The 19,011-nt window shown below is 69.4% G+C and carries 17 protein-coding genes; 12 read left to right on the forward strand and 5 right to left on the reverse strand.

What is annotated here, in order from left to right; genetic code table 11:
- Positions 1-62: 62 nt before the first annotated feature.
- On the reverse strand, positions 63-803 hold the full coding sequence (locus K3U94_RS12665; RefSeq protein WP_230987103.1) for a helix-turn-helix transcriptional regulator: 741 nt from the start codon (positions 801-803) through the stop codon (positions 63-65).
- A gap of 178 nt (positions 804-981) precedes the next feature.
- Between K3U94_RS12665 and mptB the strand changes: the two genes are divergently transcribed.
- From mptB to K3U94_RS12685, 4 genes are all read left to right on the forward strand, one after another.
- Positions 982-2,673, forward strand: coding sequence for a polyprenol phosphomannose-dependent alpha 1,6 mannosyltransferase MptB (gene mptB, locus K3U94_RS12670; protein WP_220693942.1), 1,692 nt, complete (start codon positions 982-984; stop codon positions 2,671-2,673).
- On the forward strand, positions 2,670-3,608 hold the full coding sequence (locus K3U94_RS12675) for an ABC transporter ATP-binding protein (RefSeq protein ID WP_047317995.1): 939 nt from the start codon (positions 2,670-2,672) through the stop codon (positions 3,606-3,608). Before mptB ends, K3U94_RS12675 begins: the two co-directional genes overlap by 4 nt.
- Positions 3,605-4,396, forward strand: a complete 792-nt coding sequence (locus tag K3U94_RS12680) for an ABC transporter permease (RefSeq protein ID WP_220693943.1) — start codon at positions 3,605-3,607, stop codon at positions 4,394-4,396. The genes K3U94_RS12675 and K3U94_RS12680 overlap by 4 nt, the downstream gene beginning before the upstream one ends.
- Before the next feature lie 75 nt (positions 4,397-4,471).
- Positions 4,472-5,407, forward strand: a complete 936-nt coding sequence (locus K3U94_RS12685) for a COX15/CtaA family protein (protein WP_220696783.1) — start codon at positions 4,472-4,474, stop codon at positions 5,405-5,407.
- Here K3U94_RS12685 and K3U94_RS12690 read toward each other — a convergent pair.
- A complete protein-coding gene (locus K3U94_RS12690; RefSeq protein ID WP_047317997.1) occupies positions 5,363-6,076 on the reverse strand; it encodes a DcsG N-terminal domain-containing protein in 714 nt (237 codons plus the stop codon). The genes K3U94_RS12685 and K3U94_RS12690 overlap by 45 nt on opposite strands.
- Positions 6,077-6,107: 31 nt before the next feature.
- Between K3U94_RS12690 and K3U94_RS12695 the strand changes: the two genes are divergently transcribed.
- A complete protein-coding gene (locus K3U94_RS12695) occupies positions 6,108-7,091 on the forward strand; it encodes a quinone oxidoreductase family protein (protein ID WP_220693944.1) in 984 nt (327 codons plus the stop codon).
- 33 nt (positions 7,092-7,124) lie between these two features.
- Here K3U94_RS12695 and K3U94_RS12700 read toward each other — a convergent pair whose 3' ends face one another.
- Complete coding sequence (locus K3U94_RS12700) at positions 7,125-8,735, reverse strand: PPE family protein (RefSeq protein WP_230987104.1); 1,611 nt, start codon at positions 8,733-8,735, stop codon at positions 7,125-7,127.
- Between the two features lie 44 nt (positions 8,736-8,779).
- Positions 8,780-10,330: a PPE family protein gene (locus K3U94_RS12705; RefSeq protein WP_220696785.1), complete on the reverse strand. Its 1,551-nt coding sequence runs from the start codon at positions 10,328-10,330 to the stop codon at positions 8,780-8,782.
- Between the two features lie 169 nt (positions 10,331-10,499).
- Here K3U94_RS12705 and K3U94_RS12710 point away from each other — a divergent pair, with 169 nt between their 5' ends.
- The gene (locus tag K3U94_RS12710) at positions 10,500-10,979 is read left to right on the forward strand and encodes an NUDIX hydrolase (protein WP_220693945.1); all 480 of its coding nucleotides are present in this window, start codon (positions 10,500-10,502) and stop codon (positions 10,977-10,979) included.
- Here K3U94_RS12710 and K3U94_RS12715 read toward each other — a convergent pair.
- Positions 10,976-11,899 (reverse strand): heme o synthase, encoded by a 924-nt coding sequence (locus K3U94_RS12715; protein WP_220693946.1) that lies wholly within the window; start codon positions 11,897-11,899, stop codon positions 10,976-10,978. The two genes, K3U94_RS12710 and K3U94_RS12715, sit on opposite strands and share 4 nt — an antisense overlap.
- A 207-nt stretch (positions 11,900-12,106) precedes the next feature.
- On the opposite strand from K3U94_RS12715, the gene tkt reads away from it, so the two are divergent.
- Genes tkt through K3U94_RS12745 form a run of 6 tightly spaced genes read left to right on the forward strand, consistent with a single transcriptional unit; the run spans position 12,107 to position 19,007 of the window.
- Positions 12,107-14,206, forward strand: coding sequence for a transketolase (tkt, locus tag K3U94_RS12720; protein ID WP_047318139.1), 2,100 nt, complete (start codon positions 12,107-12,109; stop codon positions 14,204-14,206).
- A 45-nt stretch (positions 14,207-14,251) separates the two neighbouring features.
- Positions 14,252-15,364, forward strand: coding sequence for a transaldolase (gene tal / locus K3U94_RS12725; protein WP_047318001.1), 1,113 nt, complete (start codon positions 14,252-14,254; stop codon positions 15,362-15,364).
- A gap of 4 nt (positions 15,365-15,368) precedes the next feature.
- A complete protein-coding gene (gene zwf, locus K3U94_RS12730) occupies positions 15,369-16,925 on the forward strand; it encodes a glucose-6-phosphate dehydrogenase (RefSeq protein WP_047318002.1) in 1,557 nt (518 codons plus the stop codon).
- A complete protein-coding gene (opcA, locus tag K3U94_RS12735; RefSeq protein WP_047318140.1) occupies positions 16,922-17,833 on the forward strand; it encodes a glucose-6-phosphate dehydrogenase assembly protein OpcA in 912 nt (303 codons plus the stop codon). Before zwf ends, opcA begins: the two co-directional genes overlap by 4 nt.
- On the forward strand, positions 17,830-18,576 hold the full coding sequence (gene pgl / locus K3U94_RS12740; protein ID WP_220693947.1) for a 6-phosphogluconolactonase: 747 nt from the start codon (positions 17,830-17,832) through the stop codon (positions 18,574-18,576). The genes opcA and pgl overlap by 4 nt, the downstream gene beginning before the upstream one ends.
- A gap of 32 nt (positions 18,577-18,608) precedes the next feature.
- Positions 18,609-19,007 carry an ATPase gene (locus tag K3U94_RS12745; RefSeq protein ID WP_047318004.1) on the forward strand — a complete coding sequence of 133 codons (399 nt, stop codon included), beginning with the start codon at positions 18,609-18,611 and terminating at the stop codon, positions 19,005-19,007.
- Positions 19,008-19,011 lie beyond the last annotated feature (4 nt).

The following is a 19,011-nucleotide window of genomic DNA, read 5'->3' on the forward strand; positions in this document are numbered from 1 at the left end:
CACTCCTTCGGTGCTCGTGATGGCTTCGGCGCAGGGTGTGCGCCGAAGGTCGATCGGTGCTGCTAATGCTGTTTTTTGACGGTCCCGGCGGTGCTGGACTTGCCGGCCTTCCCGGCCTTGGCGCTTCGGTTGGTCAGTGGCACATGGGTGGTGCAGACGTAGCCGCCGTCGGCGATGGTCGCCAACCGCTGCACGTGGGTGCCCAGCACTTCGGCCATCGCCTGCCGCTCGGCCCGGCACAACTCCGGGAACTCCTTGGCGACGTTGGCCACCGGGCAGTGGTGCTGCAGAATCTGCACCGCCGGTACGCCACCCTCCACCCGCGCGGTGGTCGCGGCGTAACCGGCCTCGGTCAGTGCGCCGGCGATGCGTTGTGCGGTGGTCTCCAGGTCACCGTCGTCGTCGGTGCCGTCGCCGGCTGCGACGGCCGCGACCTTGGCCAGGATGGTGTCGATGCGCTGTCGCGCGAAGTCGACCACCGCGTCCTCACCGCCGATCTCGCGCAGTTGGCGCATGGCGGCCACCGCGAGGTCGTCGTAACGGTGACCAAGCTTGCCGCGGCCGGCTTCGGTTAGCTGGAACCGTTTCGCCGGACGCCCACGCCCCACCTGCTGCCAGGATGCCGCCGCATGTGCCTCGGCGTCACCCATCTCGATCAGGGCGTCGAGGTGGCGACGCACCCCGGCGGCCGACAAGCCCAACCGGGCGCCGATCTCCCCCGCGGTGATCGATCCGGATTCCATCAGCAGGCGCACCACGGCGTGACGGGTGTCGTGGCCGCCGGCGAGCTCAGTTACCGGCATGACATTCACCTCGCCCTCGTTGGAGGCCTCGATTTTCACAACACCAGTGTGACGCAATTCCAGAGCCCGGTCTAGAAAGGGTTACCTCAGTTCGGCCGGGATCGGCCGTTGCGCTGATCACATCCCGCGCGGCGCCGGGCGTCCCCAGGCATCGCAGAGCGGCCGTTACGCTGCTGGGATGGCAGCCCGCCGGCACTCGCTGAGCACGTCGATCGCGCATCTGCACGGCGACGAGCGCACCGTCGGCTCCCCGCTGAACGCCGCTGAGCTGGTCGCATTGCGGCGAACCCGGCTGTTCGGCGCCACCGGCACCGTGCTGATGGCCATCGGTGCGCTCGGGGCCGGTGCGCGGCCGGTGGTGCAAGACCCGACCTTCGGGGTCCGGCTGCTCAACCTGCCGTCTCGGCTGGCCACGGTGGCCCTGACCATGACCACCACCGGCGCGGTGATGATGGCGCTGGCGTGGCTGATGCTGGGCCGGTTCGCCCTGGGCAAGCGGCGGATGTCGCGCAGCCAGCTCGACCGCACCCTGCTGCTGTGGATGCTGCCGCTGCTGGTCGCCCCGCCGATGTACAGCAAAGACGTCTACTCCTACCTGGCGCAGAGTCAGATCTCTCGGCTGGGCCTGGACCCCTACCGGGTGGGGCCGGCGCCGGCCCTGGGCCTTGACCACGTCTTCACCCTCTCCGTCCCGAGCCTCTGGCGGGAGACGCCGGCGCCCTATGGGCCACTTTTCTTGTGGATCGGCCGGGGTATCTCGGCGTTGACCGGCGAAAACATCGTCACCGCGGTGCTGTGCCACCGGGTGGTGGTGCTGCTCGGGGTCGGCTTGATCGTGTGGGCGGTGCCGCGCCTGGCAGCGCGCTGCGGGGTCGCCGAGGTCAGCGCCCTGTGGCTCGGTGCGGCCAATCCGCTGTTGCTGATGCATCTGGTCGCCGGCATCCACAACGAGGCGTTGATGCTCGGACTCATGCTGACCGGCACGGAGTTCGCGTTACGCGGGATCACCGCGGCGCAGCCGCTGTTGCCGTCGCTGCGGACGCGGCCAGAGCCCCACGACTGGGCGCCGCTGGCCGAACTGCTCGCCGGGGCGGTGCTGATCACGCTGTCATCGCAGGTCAAGCTGCCATCGCTGTTGGCTCTGGGGTTCGTCGCCATGGCGCTGGGCTGGCGGTGGGGCGGCGATCTGCGGGCGTTTCTGCTGGCCGGTACGGGCATGGCCGCGCTGGCGGCGGCGGTCACCGGCTTGATCGGCTGGGCCAGCGGGCTGGGCTTCGGCTGGGTCTTCACCCTGGGCACGGCCAACGTGGTGCGCAGCTGGATGTCGCCGCCGACGCTGATCGCCCTGGGCACCGGCCAGGTCGGGATCCTGCTGGGTCTGGGTGATCACACCACCGCGGTGCTGTCGCTGACCCGTGCCATCGGTGTGCTGATCATCGCGGTCCTGGTGGTGTGGCTGCTGCTGGTGGTGTTCAACGGCCGGCTGCATCCGGTCGGTGGGCTCGGCGTTGCGCTGGGCATCACCGTCCTGCTGTTCCCGGTGGTCCAGCCGTGGTACCTGCTGTGGGCGATCATCCCGCTGGCCGCCTGGGCGACCCGCCCGAACTTCCGGATCGCGGTGATCGCGGTGACGCTGGTGGTGGGCATCTTCGGCCCGACCGCCAACGGCGACCGTTTCGCCCTGTTCCAGATCGTGGACGCCACCCTGGCCAGCGCCGTCGTGGTACTGGGGTTGTTCCTGCTGACCTACCGGCGCCTGCCGTGGCGCGAGTTGCCGGCCGAAGCCGAGCCCCAGGCCGGCGACGCACCCGCCGAGGAACCGACCCCGCGGTCGGCCGCCGCCACCGACGCTTACGCTGATTCTCCGTGAACTCAGCTGTCGCGGTGCGCTTGCGCGGGGTGCGCAAGCGTTACGGGACCGGTCCGTCTGCGATCGAAGCGGTCGCCGGCCTGGATTTCGACGTACAGACCGCCGAAGTGTTCGCGCTACTCGGCCCGAACGGCGCCGGGAAGACGACCACGGTCGAGATGTGCGAGGGCTTCGTCCGCCCGGACGCCGGAACCATCGAAGTGCTCGGCTTGGACCCGGTCGCCGACAATGACCGGCTTCGGGAGCGCATCGGCGTGATGTTGCAGGGCGGCGGCGGCTACCCGGCCGCCCGCGCCGGCGAGATGCTGAAGCTGGTGGCGTCGTATTCGGCCAACCCGCTGGACCCGCAGTGGCTGCTGGACACCCTGGGCCTGACCGATGCGGCGCGCACCACCTATCGCCGGCTCTCCGGCGGGCAGCAGCAGCGGCTGGCGTTGGCCTGCGCCCTGGTCGGTCGGCCGGAACTGGTGTTCCTCGACGAGCCGACCGCGGGCATGGACGCCCACGCCCGGTTGTTGGTGTGGGAGCTGATCGACGCCTTGCGCCGCGACGGCGTGACCGTGGTGCTCACCACGCACCACCTGCGCGAGGCCGAAGAGCTGGCCGACCGGCTGCTGATCATCGACCACGGCGCGGTGGTCGCCGCTGGCACACCGGCGGAGTTGACCCGCAGCGGGGCGCAGGGGCAGCTGCGGTTCACCGCGCCGCCGCGGCTGGATCTGTCGTTGCTGATCACGGCGTTGCCCGAGGGCTATCGGGCCAGCGAGGTGCTGCCCGGTGAATACCTCGTCGAAGGAACGGTCGACCCTCAGGTGCTGGCGACCGTGACCTCCTGGTGCGCGCGCCTGGACGTGCTGGCCACCGCGCTGCGGGTCGAGCAGCGCAGCCTCGAGGACGTGTTCTTGGAGCTGACCGGACGGGAGCTACGCCCATGAGTACCGACCAGCAGGTCTTCGCGCCCGGCACTTTCACCCCCGACCCTCGCCCGGCCAGGGTTCCGGCGATGCTCGCCGCGCAGTACCGGTTGGAGCTGACCCTGCTGCTGCGCAACGGCGAGCAGCTGCTGTTGACGATGTTCATTCCGATCACCCTGCTGATCGGTCTGACGGTGCTGCCGCTGGGCCCGTTCGGCGAGGGCCACGCCGAACGCGCCACCACCGTGCTGCCGGTGATCATGTCCCTGGCGGTGATCGCCACCGCGTTCACCGGGCAGGCCATCGCCGTGGCGTTCGACCGGCGCTATGGGGCGCTGAAACGATTGGGCGCCACGGCGCTACCGGTGTGGGGCGTCATTGCCGGCAAATCCCTGTCGGTGGCCACCGTGGTTCTGCTGCAGTCGGTGCTGCTCGGGGCGATCGGCGCTGCGCTGGGCTGGCGGCCGACCCTGGCCGGCCTGGGCCTGGGGGCGGTGGTCATCGCGCTGGGGACCGCCTGCTTCGCGGCGTTGGGCCTGCTGCTCGGCGGGAGCCTGCGCGCCGAGACTGTGCTGGCGGGCGCCAACCTGATGTGGTTCGTGTTCGGCGGGTTCTCCGCGCTGACCGTGGAGACCGACCTGGTTCCCGGCACGGTCCGCTGGCTCGCCCGGCTGACCCCCTCGGGGGCGCTCACCGAGGCGCTGGCACAGGCACTGAGCGTCTCGGTCGACTGGTTCGGTATCGCGGTGGTGACGGTGTGGGGTCTGCTGGCCGCCGTCGGTGCGGTGCGGTGGTTCCGGTTCAGCTGACCCGACTACTCCAGCTGACCTACTACGGGATGTAGTTACCGATCCTCTACGATCAGGCCCGTGGGACGGTTCCTGATGCGCCTGGTGGACCTGCTGCCCGAACCGGGCCTGCGGACCCAGCGATGGCTGGCCGCCGCCGTCGTCTTCACCCAGGGATTCATCTCGGTCACCGGCGCGATCGTCCGCGTCACCGCGTCGGGGTTGGGTTGCCCGACGTGGCCGCAGTGCTTCCCGGGCAGCTACGTCCCGGTCGCCGTCTCGGAAGTCCCGCGGATTCATCAGGCCATCGAGTTCGGCAACCGCATGGTCACCTTCGCGGTCGTGATCACCGCGGCGCTGGCCGTGCTGGCCGTGATCCGAGCCCGACGGCGTACTGAAGTACTGGTCTATGCCTGGCTGATGCCCGGCTCCACGGTCTTGCAGGCGGTGATCGGCGGGATCACGGTACGCACCGGGCTGGCGTGGTGGACCGTGGCCGTGCATCTGCTGGTCTCCATGCTGATGGTGTGGCTGGCGGTGCAGTTCTACGCGAAAGTCGGCCAGTCCGACGACGAGTCGGCGGTGGTGCGCTATCGGGTGCCGGCGCCGTTGCGCGGGTTGACCGCACTGTGCGCCGTCACGCTGGCCGCGGTGCTGGTGACCGGCACCCTGGTGACCGCCGCCGGGCCACACGCCGGCGACAAGAGCGCGGCCCGCACGGTGGCCCGTCTCAAGGTGGAGGTCGCCACGCTCGCTCACCTGCACGAGTCACTGCTGATCGGATTCCTCGGACTGCTGGTGGGCCTGGCCTTCGGCCTGGCTGCGGTGCAGGCGGCCAAGCCGGTGATCCGCCGGCTGGCGGTGGTGACCGTCCTGACCTTCGTTCAGGGGCTGATCGGCGTGGTGCAGTACTTCACCGGTGTTCCCGCCGTGCTGGTCACCCTGCACGTGGCGGGAGCGGTGCTGGTCACCGGCGCGACCGCGGCGCTATGGGCGTCGCTGCGAGAGCGGACCCAGCCCGAGTCGCTCTAGCGCGGCCTCGACCTCGATGGCGAACCGGCGCTGCGCGCGGTCTCGTTCGTCGGCGTCGAGCTCGGCGAAACCCAGTTGCGGCGCAATCAAATCCAAGCTGATCAGGCGCACATCCGGGGCGCTCCCGGCTAGGTCTACCCGCGCGTAGAGCAACTCTTCGAGCCGGATGCTCAAGCGTTCGGCGGCCGACCGGAGAGCGGCACGGCCGACATCCCACAGTTCGAAGTCCGGGTCGGACCCTGCGGCGCCGAAGGCGTGCGATCGACCGGCGCCGAAAAACACCAGCGCGCTCACCTCGGCCGGTGGCCGTCCCGCCAACGTCGGCACCCCGTCGCACTGCAGGTCCGCCAGGTAGCGGCGGTCGGCGTTCCAGGCCACCGCTTCGGGCGGGTTGAGCAGGTGGGCCACCCGCGTCGTCCAGTTCATGAATTCGGCCTGCCGGGCGGGGTCGCCACCGGCCGTTCGCAGAATCACCAGGTCCGCTTCCAGCGTCTCGGCGTCGTCCCAGGGCAATCGGCGGGCGTGCAGCCCACGGTGACGCAGCGCCGCGACCAGGCCGGCGTCGTCATCGGCAGCCGCAGATGGCTCGACACCGTCGTGATGGCCGCCCCGCGGATCGACCGCCAGCACGATGCGCGGATGGAAGATGTCGGGCCGGGCCAGCTTCATGCAGACCTCACATTCGGAGATGATAGTCACCATGCACGCCGTGGAAGTGGCCGCGACAGGCGGCCCCGAGGTTTTGAACTATGTCGACAGACCACAGCCCTCCCCTGCCTCCGGTGAGGTGTTGATCCGGGTCGAGGCCGCCGGGGTCAACTACATCGACACGTATTTCCGCTCCGGGATCTACCCCGCTGAGCTGCCGTTCGTGGTCGGCAACGAGGCCGCGGGAACGGTCGCCGAGGTGGGCGCGGGAGTGACCGCACTGGCGGTGGGTGATCGCGTGGTGACGGCGGCTGCGACCGGCGCCTACGCCCAATACTGCACGGCACCAGCGTCTTTGACGGCGCTGATCCCCGACGGCGTCGAGGCCGGTGTGGCGGCGGCCGCGCTGCTCAAGGGCCTGACTGCGCACTATCTGATCAAGTCGGTGTATCCAGTGCAGCCCGGCGACACCGTGTTGTTGCATGCCGGCGCCGGAGGGGTGGGCCTGATCCTCACCCAATGGGCCACCGCGCTCGGCGCCCGGGTGATCACCACCGTCTCGAATCCGTCCAAGGCCGCATTGTCGCGGCAAGCCGGCGCCGTGGAAGTGCTCGACTACCCCGGCTCGGACCCCGGGGACGCCGCGGCCTTCGGCGCCCGGGTCCGGGAGTTGGCCGACGGCGGGGTGGCCGCCGTGTACGACGGGGTGGGTGCGACGACGTTCGACGCCAGCCTGGCCAGCCTCGCGGTGCGGGGCACCTTGGCGCTGTTCGGCGCGGCCAGCGGCCCGGTGCCGCCCGTCGACCCGCAGCGGCTCAATGCCGCGGGATCGGTCTACCTGACACGCCCCAACCTGGCTCACTTCACCCGAACCGCACCGGAATTCACCTGGCGCGTGGGCGAGCTGTTCGAGGCTGTCGGGAACGGCACGGTCACGGTGACGGTGAGCCGGCACTACCCGCTGGCCGACGCGGCCCAAGCCCACCGCGATCTGCAGGGCCGCCACACGGTCGGCTCGATCGTGCTCGACGCCTAGCGGGTCACCGCCGCCGGCCCAGCGGCGATCGGCCTAGCGCTCACCCCAGGTTTCGGGCAGCAGCGGCCGCCGGGGACTATCGGCGAACTCGTCTCCCGCCAGCCGGGTCAGCCCGGTCGGCCGGGATTGGTCGGTGCGCACCGCCCCGGCGCGTCCCAGATCTCCGGCGCCGTGATCCGACGCCGGTGTCGGTCCCCAGTCCGGGCAGACTCCGACCGTCAGATCCATCACCGCATCGTCGTGGCCCGGTCTGGTCTTGCGCCGGCGAAGGCGCTTGGACCGACGGGCGTCTGCTGCCGCGGCCGCTGTGGCGGTCTCGGGCGTCGGCGACTTCTTCCTGGCGCTGTCCGCGGCGCTGGCATGGGCTCCCAACCCCGACCCGAAGTCGATTCCGGGCCCGCCGCCGACGAGGTAGGGCACCAGCGGCGCGCTCGCGGGCACGGCCGCCGGCGGCGCGGCTGCCGGAGCCGGTGGGCTCGCGCCGGCCGGAACGCCGGCCGGCGGCCCGGCGGGCGGGCTGGCCGGCGGTGTCATCACGGCCGGTCCGACCGCGACGCCGGGTACGTCGGCGGCGAACACCGGGGGCGCCGGAGCCGCGACCACCCCCGGTGCCGGCAGACCCAGTCCCGCCAGACCGGCGAGGCCGCCCAGAGTGCCGGCGGGGGCCACCACCGCACCTGCCGCGGCGACGAACAGCGCCGGGGACTGGCTGATCGTCGTCGCCAACTGGGCGATGTGGGTCGGCCAGTCGAAGAGCGCCAGCGCCGCAAGGTATTGCAGCGCCGGAATGATCTGGCTCGGGTCTTGGGTGATGTTGAGGAAGTCCTCGAACAGCTCGAGGGACCGCGCCAGGTACCAGATCGGTTGCGCGGCATTGGAATAGTAGTCGTAGACCTGGCCATTGAGGGTGCCGGCAGCGGGATTCCAATTGATGCCGAAGTTCTGCAGAAAGTGCGAGACGGCGGTGGTCAGGGCGTTGGAGATCATCGGATCGTGCGCGGTCACACCGTCTTGGATGCCCAGACTTTTCAGGATCGGATCGAGGAAGTCCAGCAACCCCTGCAGCGGATTGCCCGACGATTCCGACGTCGATGAGGACGCGGCCGATTTCTGGATCGGGACCGTGGCAGTAACGCTGGGGGCCGCTGCGACCGCGGTTTCGCAGACCGCCTGATAGGTCGCCATCGTGGTGGCGGCCTGCACCCACATCCGGAAGTAGTCGGCTTCGTTGAGGGCGATGGGAATGGTGTTGATACCGAAGAAGTTGGTCGCGACCAACACCCCGTGGGTGGCGTGATTGGCGGCCAGCTCCGGCAGGGTCGGCATCGCCGCCAGCGCGGCGGCATAAGCCGCCGCCGCCTGTTCGTGTGCGGCTGCCATCCGGGCGCTGTCGGCCCCGGCCCGATACAGCCACGCCAGATACGGCAGATGCGCCGACTGGTACTGCTCACCGGCGACACCGCGCCACAGCCCGGCCGCCACCGATGCCAGCAGGGCGGTCAGATCCTGCGCCGTTGCGGTGTATTCCGTGCTCAGCGACGACCACGCGCCCGCGGCAGCGAGCAGCGGGCCGGGGCCGGGACCGGAACTGAGCAGCGTGGCATGCACCTCAGGCGGTGACGCCATCCACATCGGCCCGAACACAAGAATTCACTCTAGCGAATCTATAGTTTCGGGTTCCCGAACTCCTACCCGTTTTCGTCCGGCCAATTGCCCGGCAGCAAGGGCAGGCGCGGCGTGTCGTCGAAGGCACCGCCGGAAGACACCGTCAATCCCCCGGCCGGGGCACCGTCGCGGGCGACCGTTCCGGCGAATCCGGCCACTCCGTGGGACGACGCGGTCACGCTCGGGTCAGCCGGATCGCCCCAGTCCGGCGTCACCTCGACGTTGAGGTCCATGACGGCGTCGCCGGGCCGGTGCAGCTTGGTGCGCCGGCGACGTCGGCCCCGCTGCTGGTCGCGCTCGGCCGCGGTGGCCGCAGCGGCAGCCTCCGAACCGCGCGGCTCGGAGGCCTTGCGTGACGCGCCGGCGCCGACGGGCATGCCGGACCCGGTGCCGATGCCGGGCGGACCCAGCAGATACGGCGGGAAGAACGGCGCGGCGCCCGGCGGCGAGGGCGGCGGCGCCGGCGCGGGGCCGCTGACGCCAGCCGCCGCGGGGGCCGGCGCCGGAGCCGGGGCCGGGGCCGGCGCAGACGGAATCGCCGGTGCCGGCGCTCCCGCTGAGGCCGATCCGAACCCGGCAAAGGCATCGGGAGCGGTGCCCAGCGGCAGCGGCGCGAGAGGCTGCGGAAGGCCGGCCAACCCGGCCAGCCCCGCGAGACCTCCCACCGCGCCCACCGGAGCGATCAGCACGCCGACCGCGGCGGCGAACAATTGGGGCGACTGGGCCAGCCAGGAGCCGATCTCGGCGAGGTGCGTCGGCCAGTCGAACTCGGCGAGCTGAACCAGATACTGAAACGCCAGCGCGGGGTTCTGCTGGAAATTCACGCCGAGCTGCTGGAAGTCCTCGAACAGTTCCAGGGCCCGCACCAGCCAGAACATCGGCTGGTTGGGATCGACGTACTCGTCGTAGGGAATCCCGTTCACCATCGCGTGGGCGGGATCCCAGTTGATCTGCCCGTTGCTGGCGGTCTGCAGAATCTTGGCGATCAGCTGGTCCAGCGGATCGTTGACGGTGGGGTCGGTGCCCTCGTCGTCATCGGCGGGTTGCGCATCGGCCTTGACGATCGGGGGCGCCGTCGATGTGTGCGGCACCGAGGCCACCGCCGCGCCGCTGACCGCTTGATACGTTGCCATCGTCGCCGCGGCCTGCACCCACATCCGCACGTAGTCGGCCTCGTTGAGCGCAATCGGAATCGTATTGATCCCAAAGAAATTCGTCGCCACCAATACCCCGTGGGTGGCGTGGTTGGCGGCCAGTTCCGGCAGCGTCGGCATGGCGGCCAACGCGCTGACGTAGGCCCCGGCAGCCGTCTCGTACTGGGCCGCGGTCGCCACGCTGTCAGCGCTCGCTTGCGTCAGCCACGCCAAGTACGGCGCATGAGCCGCCACATACGCCTGCGCACTGGGACCTTGCCACGCCCCGGCCTGCACCGACCCCAGCAGCGCCAGGAGTTCATCAGCGGCGTCGATGTACTCGGCTCCCAGCGCCGACCACGCGGACGCGGAAGCCAGCAGTGGGCCGGGCCCCACTCCGGCGCTCAGCAAGGCAGAGTGCACCTCCGGAGGAGATGCCATCCATGCCGGCGCCGGGGCGGTCACGGCCGACCGCTCAACGGACTGTTGAACATGATTTTCATTATCGACAATTGAATACCCGCTGCGACGGTCAACGCAAGAGACACCACCTCCGCGTTGCCTCAGATGACGGCGTGATGTGAATGACCCGACTGGCACGATCAGTCACATGCCAACTCCGCAGTTCATCGTCGACCTCCGCACCCACATCGGCCATGCCCCGCTGTGGCTGATCGGTGTGACGGCAGTGGTTATCCGCGGCGACGACGTGCTACTCGTCGAACGCGCCGACAACGGCATCTGGGCGCCGGTGACCGGGATCGTCGACCCAGGAGAAGAGCCGGCTCACGCCGCCGTCCGGGAGGTCGCCGAGGAGACCGGTGTCACCGCGGCGCCCGAGCGGCTGGCCTGGGTGCACGTCACCCCACCCATCACCCACGTCAACGGCGATCAGGCGCAGTACCTCGACCATGTCTTCGTGATGCGCTGGGTGGCGGGCGAGCCCTACCCCGCCGACGACGAGAGCACCGACGCGCGCTGGTACCCGTGCACCGCTCTACCCGACATGCCCGAGCGGATGCGGATGCGTATCAGCGCCGCGCTCGACCCGGGCCGGGAAACCCGGTTCGAATGGAGCGAGGGGGCCTAGAACAGGGTGGGCAGGCCGATGACGGAGTCCACCGCCAGCGCGCAGAAGACCAGCGCCAGGTAGTTGTTGGACTGCAGGAAAAGCCGCAGTGGTTTGATCGGCTCACCACGACGTACGCCCGCGTACAGCTGGTGGGCCATCGCCAGGAACCACGCACCAGCCACCACCGCGACCGCCGCGTACAGCCAGCCCGCGGCGGGCACCAGCGCCAACGTGGCCAGCACAGTCGCCCAGGTGTAGAGAACGATCCGGTGGGTGACCACACGCTCGCTGGCGACCACCGGCAGCATGGGCACCCCCGCGGCCGCGTAGTCCTCCTTGTAGCGCATCGCCAGCGCCCAGGTGTGCGGCGGCGTCCAGAAGAAGATCACCAGGAACATCACCAGCGCGGGCCAGCCGATGGTGCCGGTGACCGCCGACCAGCCGATCACCACCGGCATGCAGCCGGCCGCCCCGCCCCAGACCACGTTCTGGGAGGTACGCCGCTTGAGCATCATCGAGTAGACCAGCACGTAGAACGCGATGGTGGCCACGGCCAGCAAGCCCGACATCAAATAGGTGGTGCGCCACAGCCAGACGAACGAGCCGGCACCGAGCGCCAGGCTGAACACCAGGGCGTTGCGGGTCGGAACTGCGTCGCGAGCCAGCGGACGGCGCGCGGTGCGTTTCATCACCTTGTCGATGTCGGCGTCGACCACGCAGTTCAGCGCGTTGGCGCTGGCGGCAGCCAGCATCCCACCGATCAGCGTGTTGAAGATCAGCAGCGGATTGACCGTGCCACGGTCCGCCAGCAGCATCGCCGGAATGGTCGTGACCAGCAGCAACTCGATGATTCGGGGCTTGGTCAGCGACAGGTAGGCCAACAACGTGCTACGCACAGCGCGTATTCGGCGCGGCTCAGCGCGCTCGCGAATACTCACGTGATGACTCCTAGGATGGCAGCTGCGACGCCAGCTTCTACTACGGACGATGGTAGACCGCCTGGCCAGGTCGGCCGAATCGCAGGGTCAATTCACGGCGAATCCACACGACGACGCCGACCTGCAACACCGCGCGTGCCCGCATTAGGCTGAGAACCAACCCGGCTTGTTGTGAAGACCTATCTCGAAGATGAGGACCCGAAGTTCGTGACCACTGCTGCTGAGATCTCCGCTCTTACCCGCCCGCACCACCCCGCAGACTGGGCCGAGATCGACTCCGTCGCAGTCGACACCGCCCGGGTGCTGGCCGCTGACGCGGTGCAGAAGGTCGGCAACGGCCATCCGGGCACCGCGATGAGCCTGGCGCCGCTGGCCTACACGCTGTTCCAGCGGGTGATGCGCCACGACCCCTCCGACACCGAGTGGCTGGGCCGCGACCGGTTCGTGCTGTCCTGCGGTCACTCCAGCCTGACCCTCTACATCCAGCTCTACCTGGGCGGTTTCGGGCTGGAACTGGCCGACATCGAGGCACTGCGCACCTGGGGCTCCAAGACCCCGGGCCACCCGGAGTTCCGCCACACCAAGGGCGTGGAGATCACCACCGGCCCGCTCGGTCAGGGGCTGGCCTCGGCGGTCGGCATGGCGATGGCCGCTCGCTACGAGCGCGGCCTGTTCGACCCGGACACCGCGCCGGGCGAGAGCCCGTTCGACCACTTCATTTACGTGATCGCCTCCGACGGCGACATCCAGGAAGGCGTCACCAGTGAGGCGTCCTCGCTGGCCGGCGTCCAGCAGCTGGGCAATCTGATCGTGTTCTACGACCACAACAAGATCTCCATCGAGGACGACACCGCGATCGCGCTCTGCGAGGACACCACCGCCCGCTACCGGGCCTACGGCTGGCACGTCCAGGAGGTCGAGGGCGGCGAGAACGTGACCGGCATCGAGGAGGCGATCGCCAACGCGAAGGCCGTCACCGACAAGCCGTCGTTCATCTCGCTGCGCACCATCATCGGCTACCCGTCGCCGGGCAAGATGAACACCGGCGCCATCCACGGTTCGGCGCTGGGCGGCGACGAGGTGGCCGCCACCAAGTCCGCACTCGGATTCGACCCGGACAAGGCGTTCGACGTCCGCGAAGACGTGATCACCCACACCCGCGGGCTGGTGGCCCGCGGCAAGGCGGCCCACGCGGACTGGCAGGTGCAGTTCGAGTCATGGGCGGCCCGCGAGCCGGAGCGCAAGGCGCTGCTGGACCGGCTGCTCGCCGGTGAACTGCCCGACGGCTGGGACGCCGAGCTGCCGTACTGGGAGCCCGGCTCCAAGGCCGTGGCCACCCGCGCCGCGTCCGGCAAGGTGCTCAATGCGGTAGGCGCCAAGCTTCCCGAATTGTGGGGCGGCTCAGCCGATCTGGCGGGCAGCAACAACACCACCATGGACGGCGTCAAGTCGTTCGGGCCGTCGTCGATCTCCACCGGCGAGTACACCGCCGACCCCTACGGCCGCACCCTGCACTTCGGGATCCGCGAGCACGCGATGGGCTCGATCCTGTCCGGCATCGTGCTGCACGGGCCGACCCGCGCCTACGGCGGCACGTTCCTGCAGTTCTCCGACTACATGCGGCCCGCGGTGCGACTGGCCGCGCTGATGGACATCGACCCGATCTACGTATGGACGCACGACTCGATCGGGCTCGGCGAAGACGGCCCGACGCACCAGCCGATCGAGCACCTGGCGGCATTGCGTGCCATCCCCCGGCTGTCGGTGGTGCGTCCGGCGGACGCCAACGAGACGGCTTACGCCTGGCGCACCGTGTTGGCCCGCGGCGCAGACAGCGGGCCGGTCGGGCTGATCCTGACCCGGCAGAATGTGCCGATCCTCGAGGGCACCGACGCCGAAGGCGTCGCACGCGGAGGCTACGTGCTGGGCGGCCTCGAAGCCGCCGGTAGCGAGGACCCCGACGTGGTGCTGATCGCCACCGGCTCCGAGGTCCAGCTCGCGGTCGAGGCGCAGAAACTCTTGGCGGCCAAGGACATCCACGCCCGCGTGGTGTCGATGACGTGTCTGGAGTGGTTCGAATCGCAGCCGGCCGACTACCGCGACGCGGTGCTGCCGCCGTCGGTGTCGGCTCGGGTGGCCGTTGAAGCCGGCATCGCACAGTGCTGGCACAAGATCGTCGGCGACACCGGCGAGATCGTGTCGATCGAGCGCTACGGCGAATCCGCCGACTACCAAACCCTGTTCCGTGAGTTCGGCCTGACCGCGGAGGCCGTCGTCGCCGCAGCCGAGAGAACCCTGGACAACTGACGTCAATCGGAACCGACTGACCTCTCGATTGAGAAGGAGCGCACCATGACTCAGAATCCCAAGCTTGCCGCTCTCAGCGCCGCCGGCGTCTCGGTGTGGCTCGACGACCTGTCCCGCGACCGGCTCACGTCGGGCAACCTGGCCGACCTGGTCGCCACCCGCAGCGTGGTCGGGGTGACCACCAACCCCACCATCTTCCAGAAGGCACTGGAGAAGGGCCACGCCTACGACAAGCAGCTGGCCGAGCTGGCCGCTCGGGGCGCCGACGTGGACGCGGTGATCCGCACCGTCACCACCGACGACGTGCGCAACGCGTGCGAGGTCCTGACTCAGGCGTGGGAGGCGTCCGACGGCGTGGACGGCCGGGTGTCGATCGAGGTCGATCCCCGCCTGGCCCATGACACCGACAAGACCGTGGCTCAGGCCGTCGAACTGTGGAAGATCGTCGACCGGCCGAACCTGTTCATCAAGATTCCGGCCACCAAAGCGGGTCTGCCGGCTATCACCGCGGTACTGGCCGAAGGGATTTCGGTCAACGTCACGCTGATCTTCTCCGTCGAGCGGCACCGCGAGGTGATGGACGCCTACCTGGCGGGCCTGGAGGCCGCCAAGGCCGCCGGACACGACCTGGCCAAGATCCACTCGGTGGCGTCGTTCTTCGTGTCCCGGGTGGACACCGAGATCGACGCCCGGTTGGAGAAGATCGGCTCGGCCGAGGCCCTGGCGCTGCGCGGCAAGGCCGGTCTGGCCAACGCCCGGTTGGCCTACGCCGCCTACGAAGAGGTTTTCGGCGGCGAGCGCTTCACCGCGCTGGCGTCCGACGGTGCACGCGTGCAGCGCCCGTTGTGGGCGTCGACCGGAGTGAAGAACCCGGACTACCCGGACACCCTGTACGTCACCGAGCTGGTTGCGGCCCACACCGTCAACACCATGCCCGAGCCGACGCTGGAGGCGGTCGCCGACCACGGGGACATCACCGGCGACACCATCGCCGGCACCGCGCCGGCATCCCAACAGCTCTTCGACCAACTCGCTGCGGTGGGCGTCGATCTGACCGACGTGTTCCTGGTGTTGGAGAACGAGGGCGTCGAGAAGTTCGAGGCATCCTGGGGCGAACTGCTGGACGCCACGGCAACGCAGCTCGAAGAGGCCAAGTGATCTGATGGCCGGCGCCGGGGCAGCGCACAACACCCCCTCGGGGTGGCAGAACCCGCTGCGAGACAAGCGAGACAAACGCCTGCCCCGCATCGCCGGCCCCTGCGGCGTGGTGATTTTCGGGGTCACCGGTGATCTGGCCCGGCGCAAGCTCATGCCGGCGATCTACGACCTGGCCAACCGCGGGTTGCTGCCGGCGACCTTCGCACTGGTCGGGTTCGCCCGCCGCGACTGGGCCGACGAGGATTTCGCCGACGTGGTCTACCAGGCCGTCAAACAGCACGCCCGGACTCCGTTCCGTCAGGTGGTGTGGGACCGGCTGGCATCCGGATTCCGGTTCGTCACGGGCACATTCGATGATGACGAGGCGTTTGCCCGGCTGGCGCAGACCCTGGAGGAACTCGACGCCGAGCGCGGCACCGGGGGCAATCATGCGTTCTACCTGTCGATTCCGCCCGGGGCGTTCCCGGTGGTGTGCGAGAAGCTGCACTCGACGGGACTGGCCCGGCCGCGGGACGGCCGATGGAGCCGGGTGGTGATCGAGAAGCCGTTCGGCCACGACCTGACCAGCGCGGTCGAGCTGAACAGCGTGGTCAACAGCGTGTTCCCCGAGGAGTCGGTGTTCCGGATCGACCACTACTTGGGTAAGGAGACGGTCCAGAACATCCTGGCGCTGCGCTTCGCCAACCAGCTGTTCGACCCGATCTGGAACGCCCACTACGTCGATCATGTGCAGATCACCATGGCCGAAGACATCGGCCTGGGCGGGCGAGCCGGCTACTACGACGGCATCGGCGCTGCCCGGGACGTCATCCAGAACCACCTGCTGCAGTTGCTGGCCCTCACGGCGATGGAGGAGCCGGTGAACTTCTCCCCCGCCGAACTGCAGGCCGAGAAGATCAAAGTGCTCTCGGCCACCCGGCTGGCGCAGCCACTGGATGAGACCACCTCCCGCGGCCAGTACGCCGCCGGGTGGCAGGGCGGCGAGCACGTGGTGGGCCTGCTCGACGAGGAGGGCTTCGCCCACGATTCGCGGACCGAGACCTTTGCGGCCATCACCCTGGAGGTCGACACCCGGCGTTGGGCCGGTGTGCCGTTCTACCTGCGCACCGGCAAGCGCCTGGGCCGGCGGGTCACCGAGATCGCGCTGGTGTTCAAGCGCGCACCACATCTGCCCTTCGACGACACCATGACCGACGAATTGGGCAAGAACGCGCTGGTGATCCGGGTGCAGCCGGACGAGGGAATCACGCTGCGGTTCGGTTCCAAGGTGCCCGGCCACCTGATGGAGGTCCGCGACGTCAACATGGACTTCTCCTACGGGTCGACGTTCTCCGAGGATTCACCGGAGGCCTACGAGCGGCTGATCCTGGACGTGCTGCTGGGTGAGCCCTCCCTGTTCCCGGTCAACGCCGAGGTCGAATTGTCTTGGGAGATACTCGATCCGGTACTCGAAAACTGGGCCGAGCACGGCAAGCCCGAGCCGTATGTCGCCGGAAGCTGGGGGCCGCAGTCGTCGTTCGAGATGCTGGAGCGCTCCGGCCGGGAATGGCGGCGCCCATGATCATCGAGCTGCCGAACACCACCACCACCGCGATCAACAAGAAGCTCAATGCGATCCGCGAGCAGGTCGGTGCGGCGACGACGGGTCGGGTGCTGACGCTGATCGTGGCACTGGAAACCGACGCGCTGCTCGACGAGTCCATCGACGCGGCCAACATCGCCAGCCAAGAACACCCGAGTCGGGTGATCGTGGTGGTCAGCGGAGACGCCGGTTCCGGTGAGTCCCGCTTGGACGCCGAGTTGCGGATGTTCGGCGATGCCGGCGCCAGCGAGGTGGTGGTGCTGCGGCTGTACGGCCCGCTGGCCGGTCACGCCGAGGCCGTCGTCGTGCCCTTCCTGCTGCCCGATATCCCGGTGGTCGCGTGGTGGCCCGATGTCGCGCCGGCGGCACCGGCCACCGACCCGCTGGGGTCCCTGGCGTTGCGGCGGATCACCGACGCCACCAATGCCCCCGACCCCCGGGCAGCGATCAAGAGCCGCCGAGACGGCTACACCGCCGGCGACACCGACCTGTCGTGGAGTCGGATCACCTACTGGCGGGCGCTGCTCGCCTCCGCGCTGGATCAGCCGCCGTTTGAGCCGATCCGCTCGGCGGTGGTCTCCGGGCTGGCGACCGAACCGGCGCTGGACATCCTGGCCGGCTGGCTGGTCAGTCGCATCGACGGGCCGGTTCATCGCGCGGTCGGCGAATTGAAGATCGAATTGACGCGCGACAGCGAGACCGTGACACTGAGCCGCCCCCAGGACGGGGTCACCGCCACCTTGAGCCGCACCGGAAAGCCGGCGGCTCTGGTGCCGTTGCCCCGCCGGGTGACCGCGGAGTGCCTGGCCGAAGATCTGCGCCGACTGGATCCCGACGTCATTTACGGCGCCGCGCTGACCGGCCTCGAAGAAGTGGAGTATCTGTGATCGTCGCGACCTACCCCGACGCCGACGCGCTGGTCGCCGCCGCCGGTGACCGGCTGGCCGATGCCGTCGAATCGGCCATCGCCGCCCGGGGCCGGGCACTGGTCGTGCTGACCGGCGGCGGCAACGGCATCGCGCTGCTGCATCGCCTCGGCGAGCATGCCGCGCGGATCGACTGGGAATGCGTGCATCTGTTCTTCGGTGACGACCGCTTCGTTCCGGCCGCCGACGCCGATCGCAACGACAGGCAGGCGCGCGAAGCCCTGTTGGGCCGCATCGAGATCCCGGCTGCCAACGTGCACGCCATGCCGGCCAGCGACGGTGCATACGGCGACGACCTCGACGCCGCCGCGCGGGGCTACCAGGAGGTGTTGGCGGCCAACGCCGAGCCTGGCCAGCCCGCGCCGGACTTCGACGTGCACCTGCTGGGCATGGGCCCCGAGGGCCACGTCAACTCACTGTTCCCCGACACCGATGCGGTGCGCGAGACCACTCGCCTGGTGGTCGGGGTGCCCGACTCGCCCAAGCCACCGCCGCGCCGCATCACGCTGACACTGCCGGCGATCCGGCGCTCCCGCCAGGTGTGGCTGGTGGTGGCTGGGGCGGCCAAAGCCGAGGCGGTCGCCGCCGCGGTCGGCGGAGCCGACCCGGTGTCGATGCCGGCCGCCGGTGCGATCGGGCGTGAGCAGACGGTATGGCTGCTCGACGAGGCAGCTGCCGCGGAGCTGCCCGCGCAATCTGACTAGCTGCGCTCGGCGAGACGCATCGCCGCGCCATAATGAGCGACATGGCAGACAGAAGCTCGGGCACCGGCACGGAACGCAAGCGGCTCAAGACCCTGGCTCAGGCGGCGCTGAACGCCGACGTGACCGTCGGGCAGCTCGAGGACGTCCTCAATGGCCTGGGCAACACCATGAACGAGCTGAACAGTTCGCTGGCCAATCTCAACGCCACTGTCGAACGCCTCGGCAACGGTCTGGATCACCTGGAGGCGACGATGGCCGGTCTCGACGACCTGGCCCGACGACTGGCAACGCTGATCGAACCGGTGGAGGCCATCGTCAGCCGGATCGATTACCTGGTCGAAGTCGGCGAGACGGCGATGTCGCCGCTGGCGGCGACGGAGAACGCCGTGCGCGGCATGTTCAACGCCATGCGGAATCGGGTGGTGCGCTGACGGC

The organism is Mycolicibacter heraklionensis (genome assembly GCF_019645815.1).
Classification (GTDB): Bacteria; Actinomycetota; Actinomycetes; order Mycobacteriales; family Mycobacteriaceae; genus Mycobacterium; species Mycobacterium heraklionense.

Excerpts from the sequence above, each read along its gene's own strand:
- K3U94_RS12680 (WP_220693943.1), top strand. The coding sequence starts at position 3,605 with ATGAGTACCGACCAGCAGGTCTTCGCGCCCGGCACTTTCACCCCCGAC.
- K3U94_RS12745 (WP_047318004.1), top strand. The coding sequence starts at position 18,609 with ATGAGCGACATGGCAGACAGAAGCTCGGGCACCGGCACGGAACGCAAG.
- K3U94_RS12705 (WP_220696785.1), bottom strand. The coding sequence starts at position 10,330 with ATGGCATCTCCTCCGGAGGTGCACTCTGCCTTGCTGAGCGCCGGAGTG.
- mptB (WP_220693942.1), top strand. The coding sequence starts at position 982 with ATGGCAGCCCGCCGGCACTCGCTGAGCACGTCGATCGCGCATCTGCAC.
- tal (WP_047318001.1), top strand. The coding sequence starts at position 14,252 with ATGACTCAGAATCCCAAGCTTGCCGCTCTCAGCGCCGCCGGCGTCTCG.
- K3U94_RS12690 (WP_047317997.1), bottom strand. The coding sequence starts at position 6,076 with ATGAAGCTGGCCCGGCCCGACATCTTCCATCCGCGCATCGTGCTGGCG.
- K3U94_RS12665 (WP_230987103.1), bottom strand. The coding sequence starts at position 803 with ATGCCGGTAACTGAGCTCGCCGGCGGCCACGACACCCGTCACGCCGTG.
- K3U94_RS12710 (WP_220693945.1), top strand. The coding sequence starts at position 10,500 with ATGCCAACTCCGCAGTTCATCGTCGACCTCCGCACCCACATCGGCCAT.
- K3U94_RS12685 (WP_220696783.1), top strand. The coding sequence starts at position 4,472 with ATGCGCCTGGTGGACCTGCTGCCCGAACCGGGCCTGCGGACCCAGCGA.
- K3U94_RS12695 (WP_220693944.1), top strand. The coding sequence starts at position 6,108 with ATGCACGCCGTGGAAGTGGCCGCGACAGGCGGCCCCGAGGTTTTGAAC.
- zwf (WP_047318002.1), top strand. The coding sequence starts at position 15,369 with ATGGCCGGCGCCGGGGCAGCGCACAACACCCCCTCGGGGTGGCAGAAC.
- opcA (WP_047318140.1), top strand. The coding sequence starts at position 16,922 with ATGATCATCGAGCTGCCGAACACCACCACCACCGCGATCAACAAGAAG.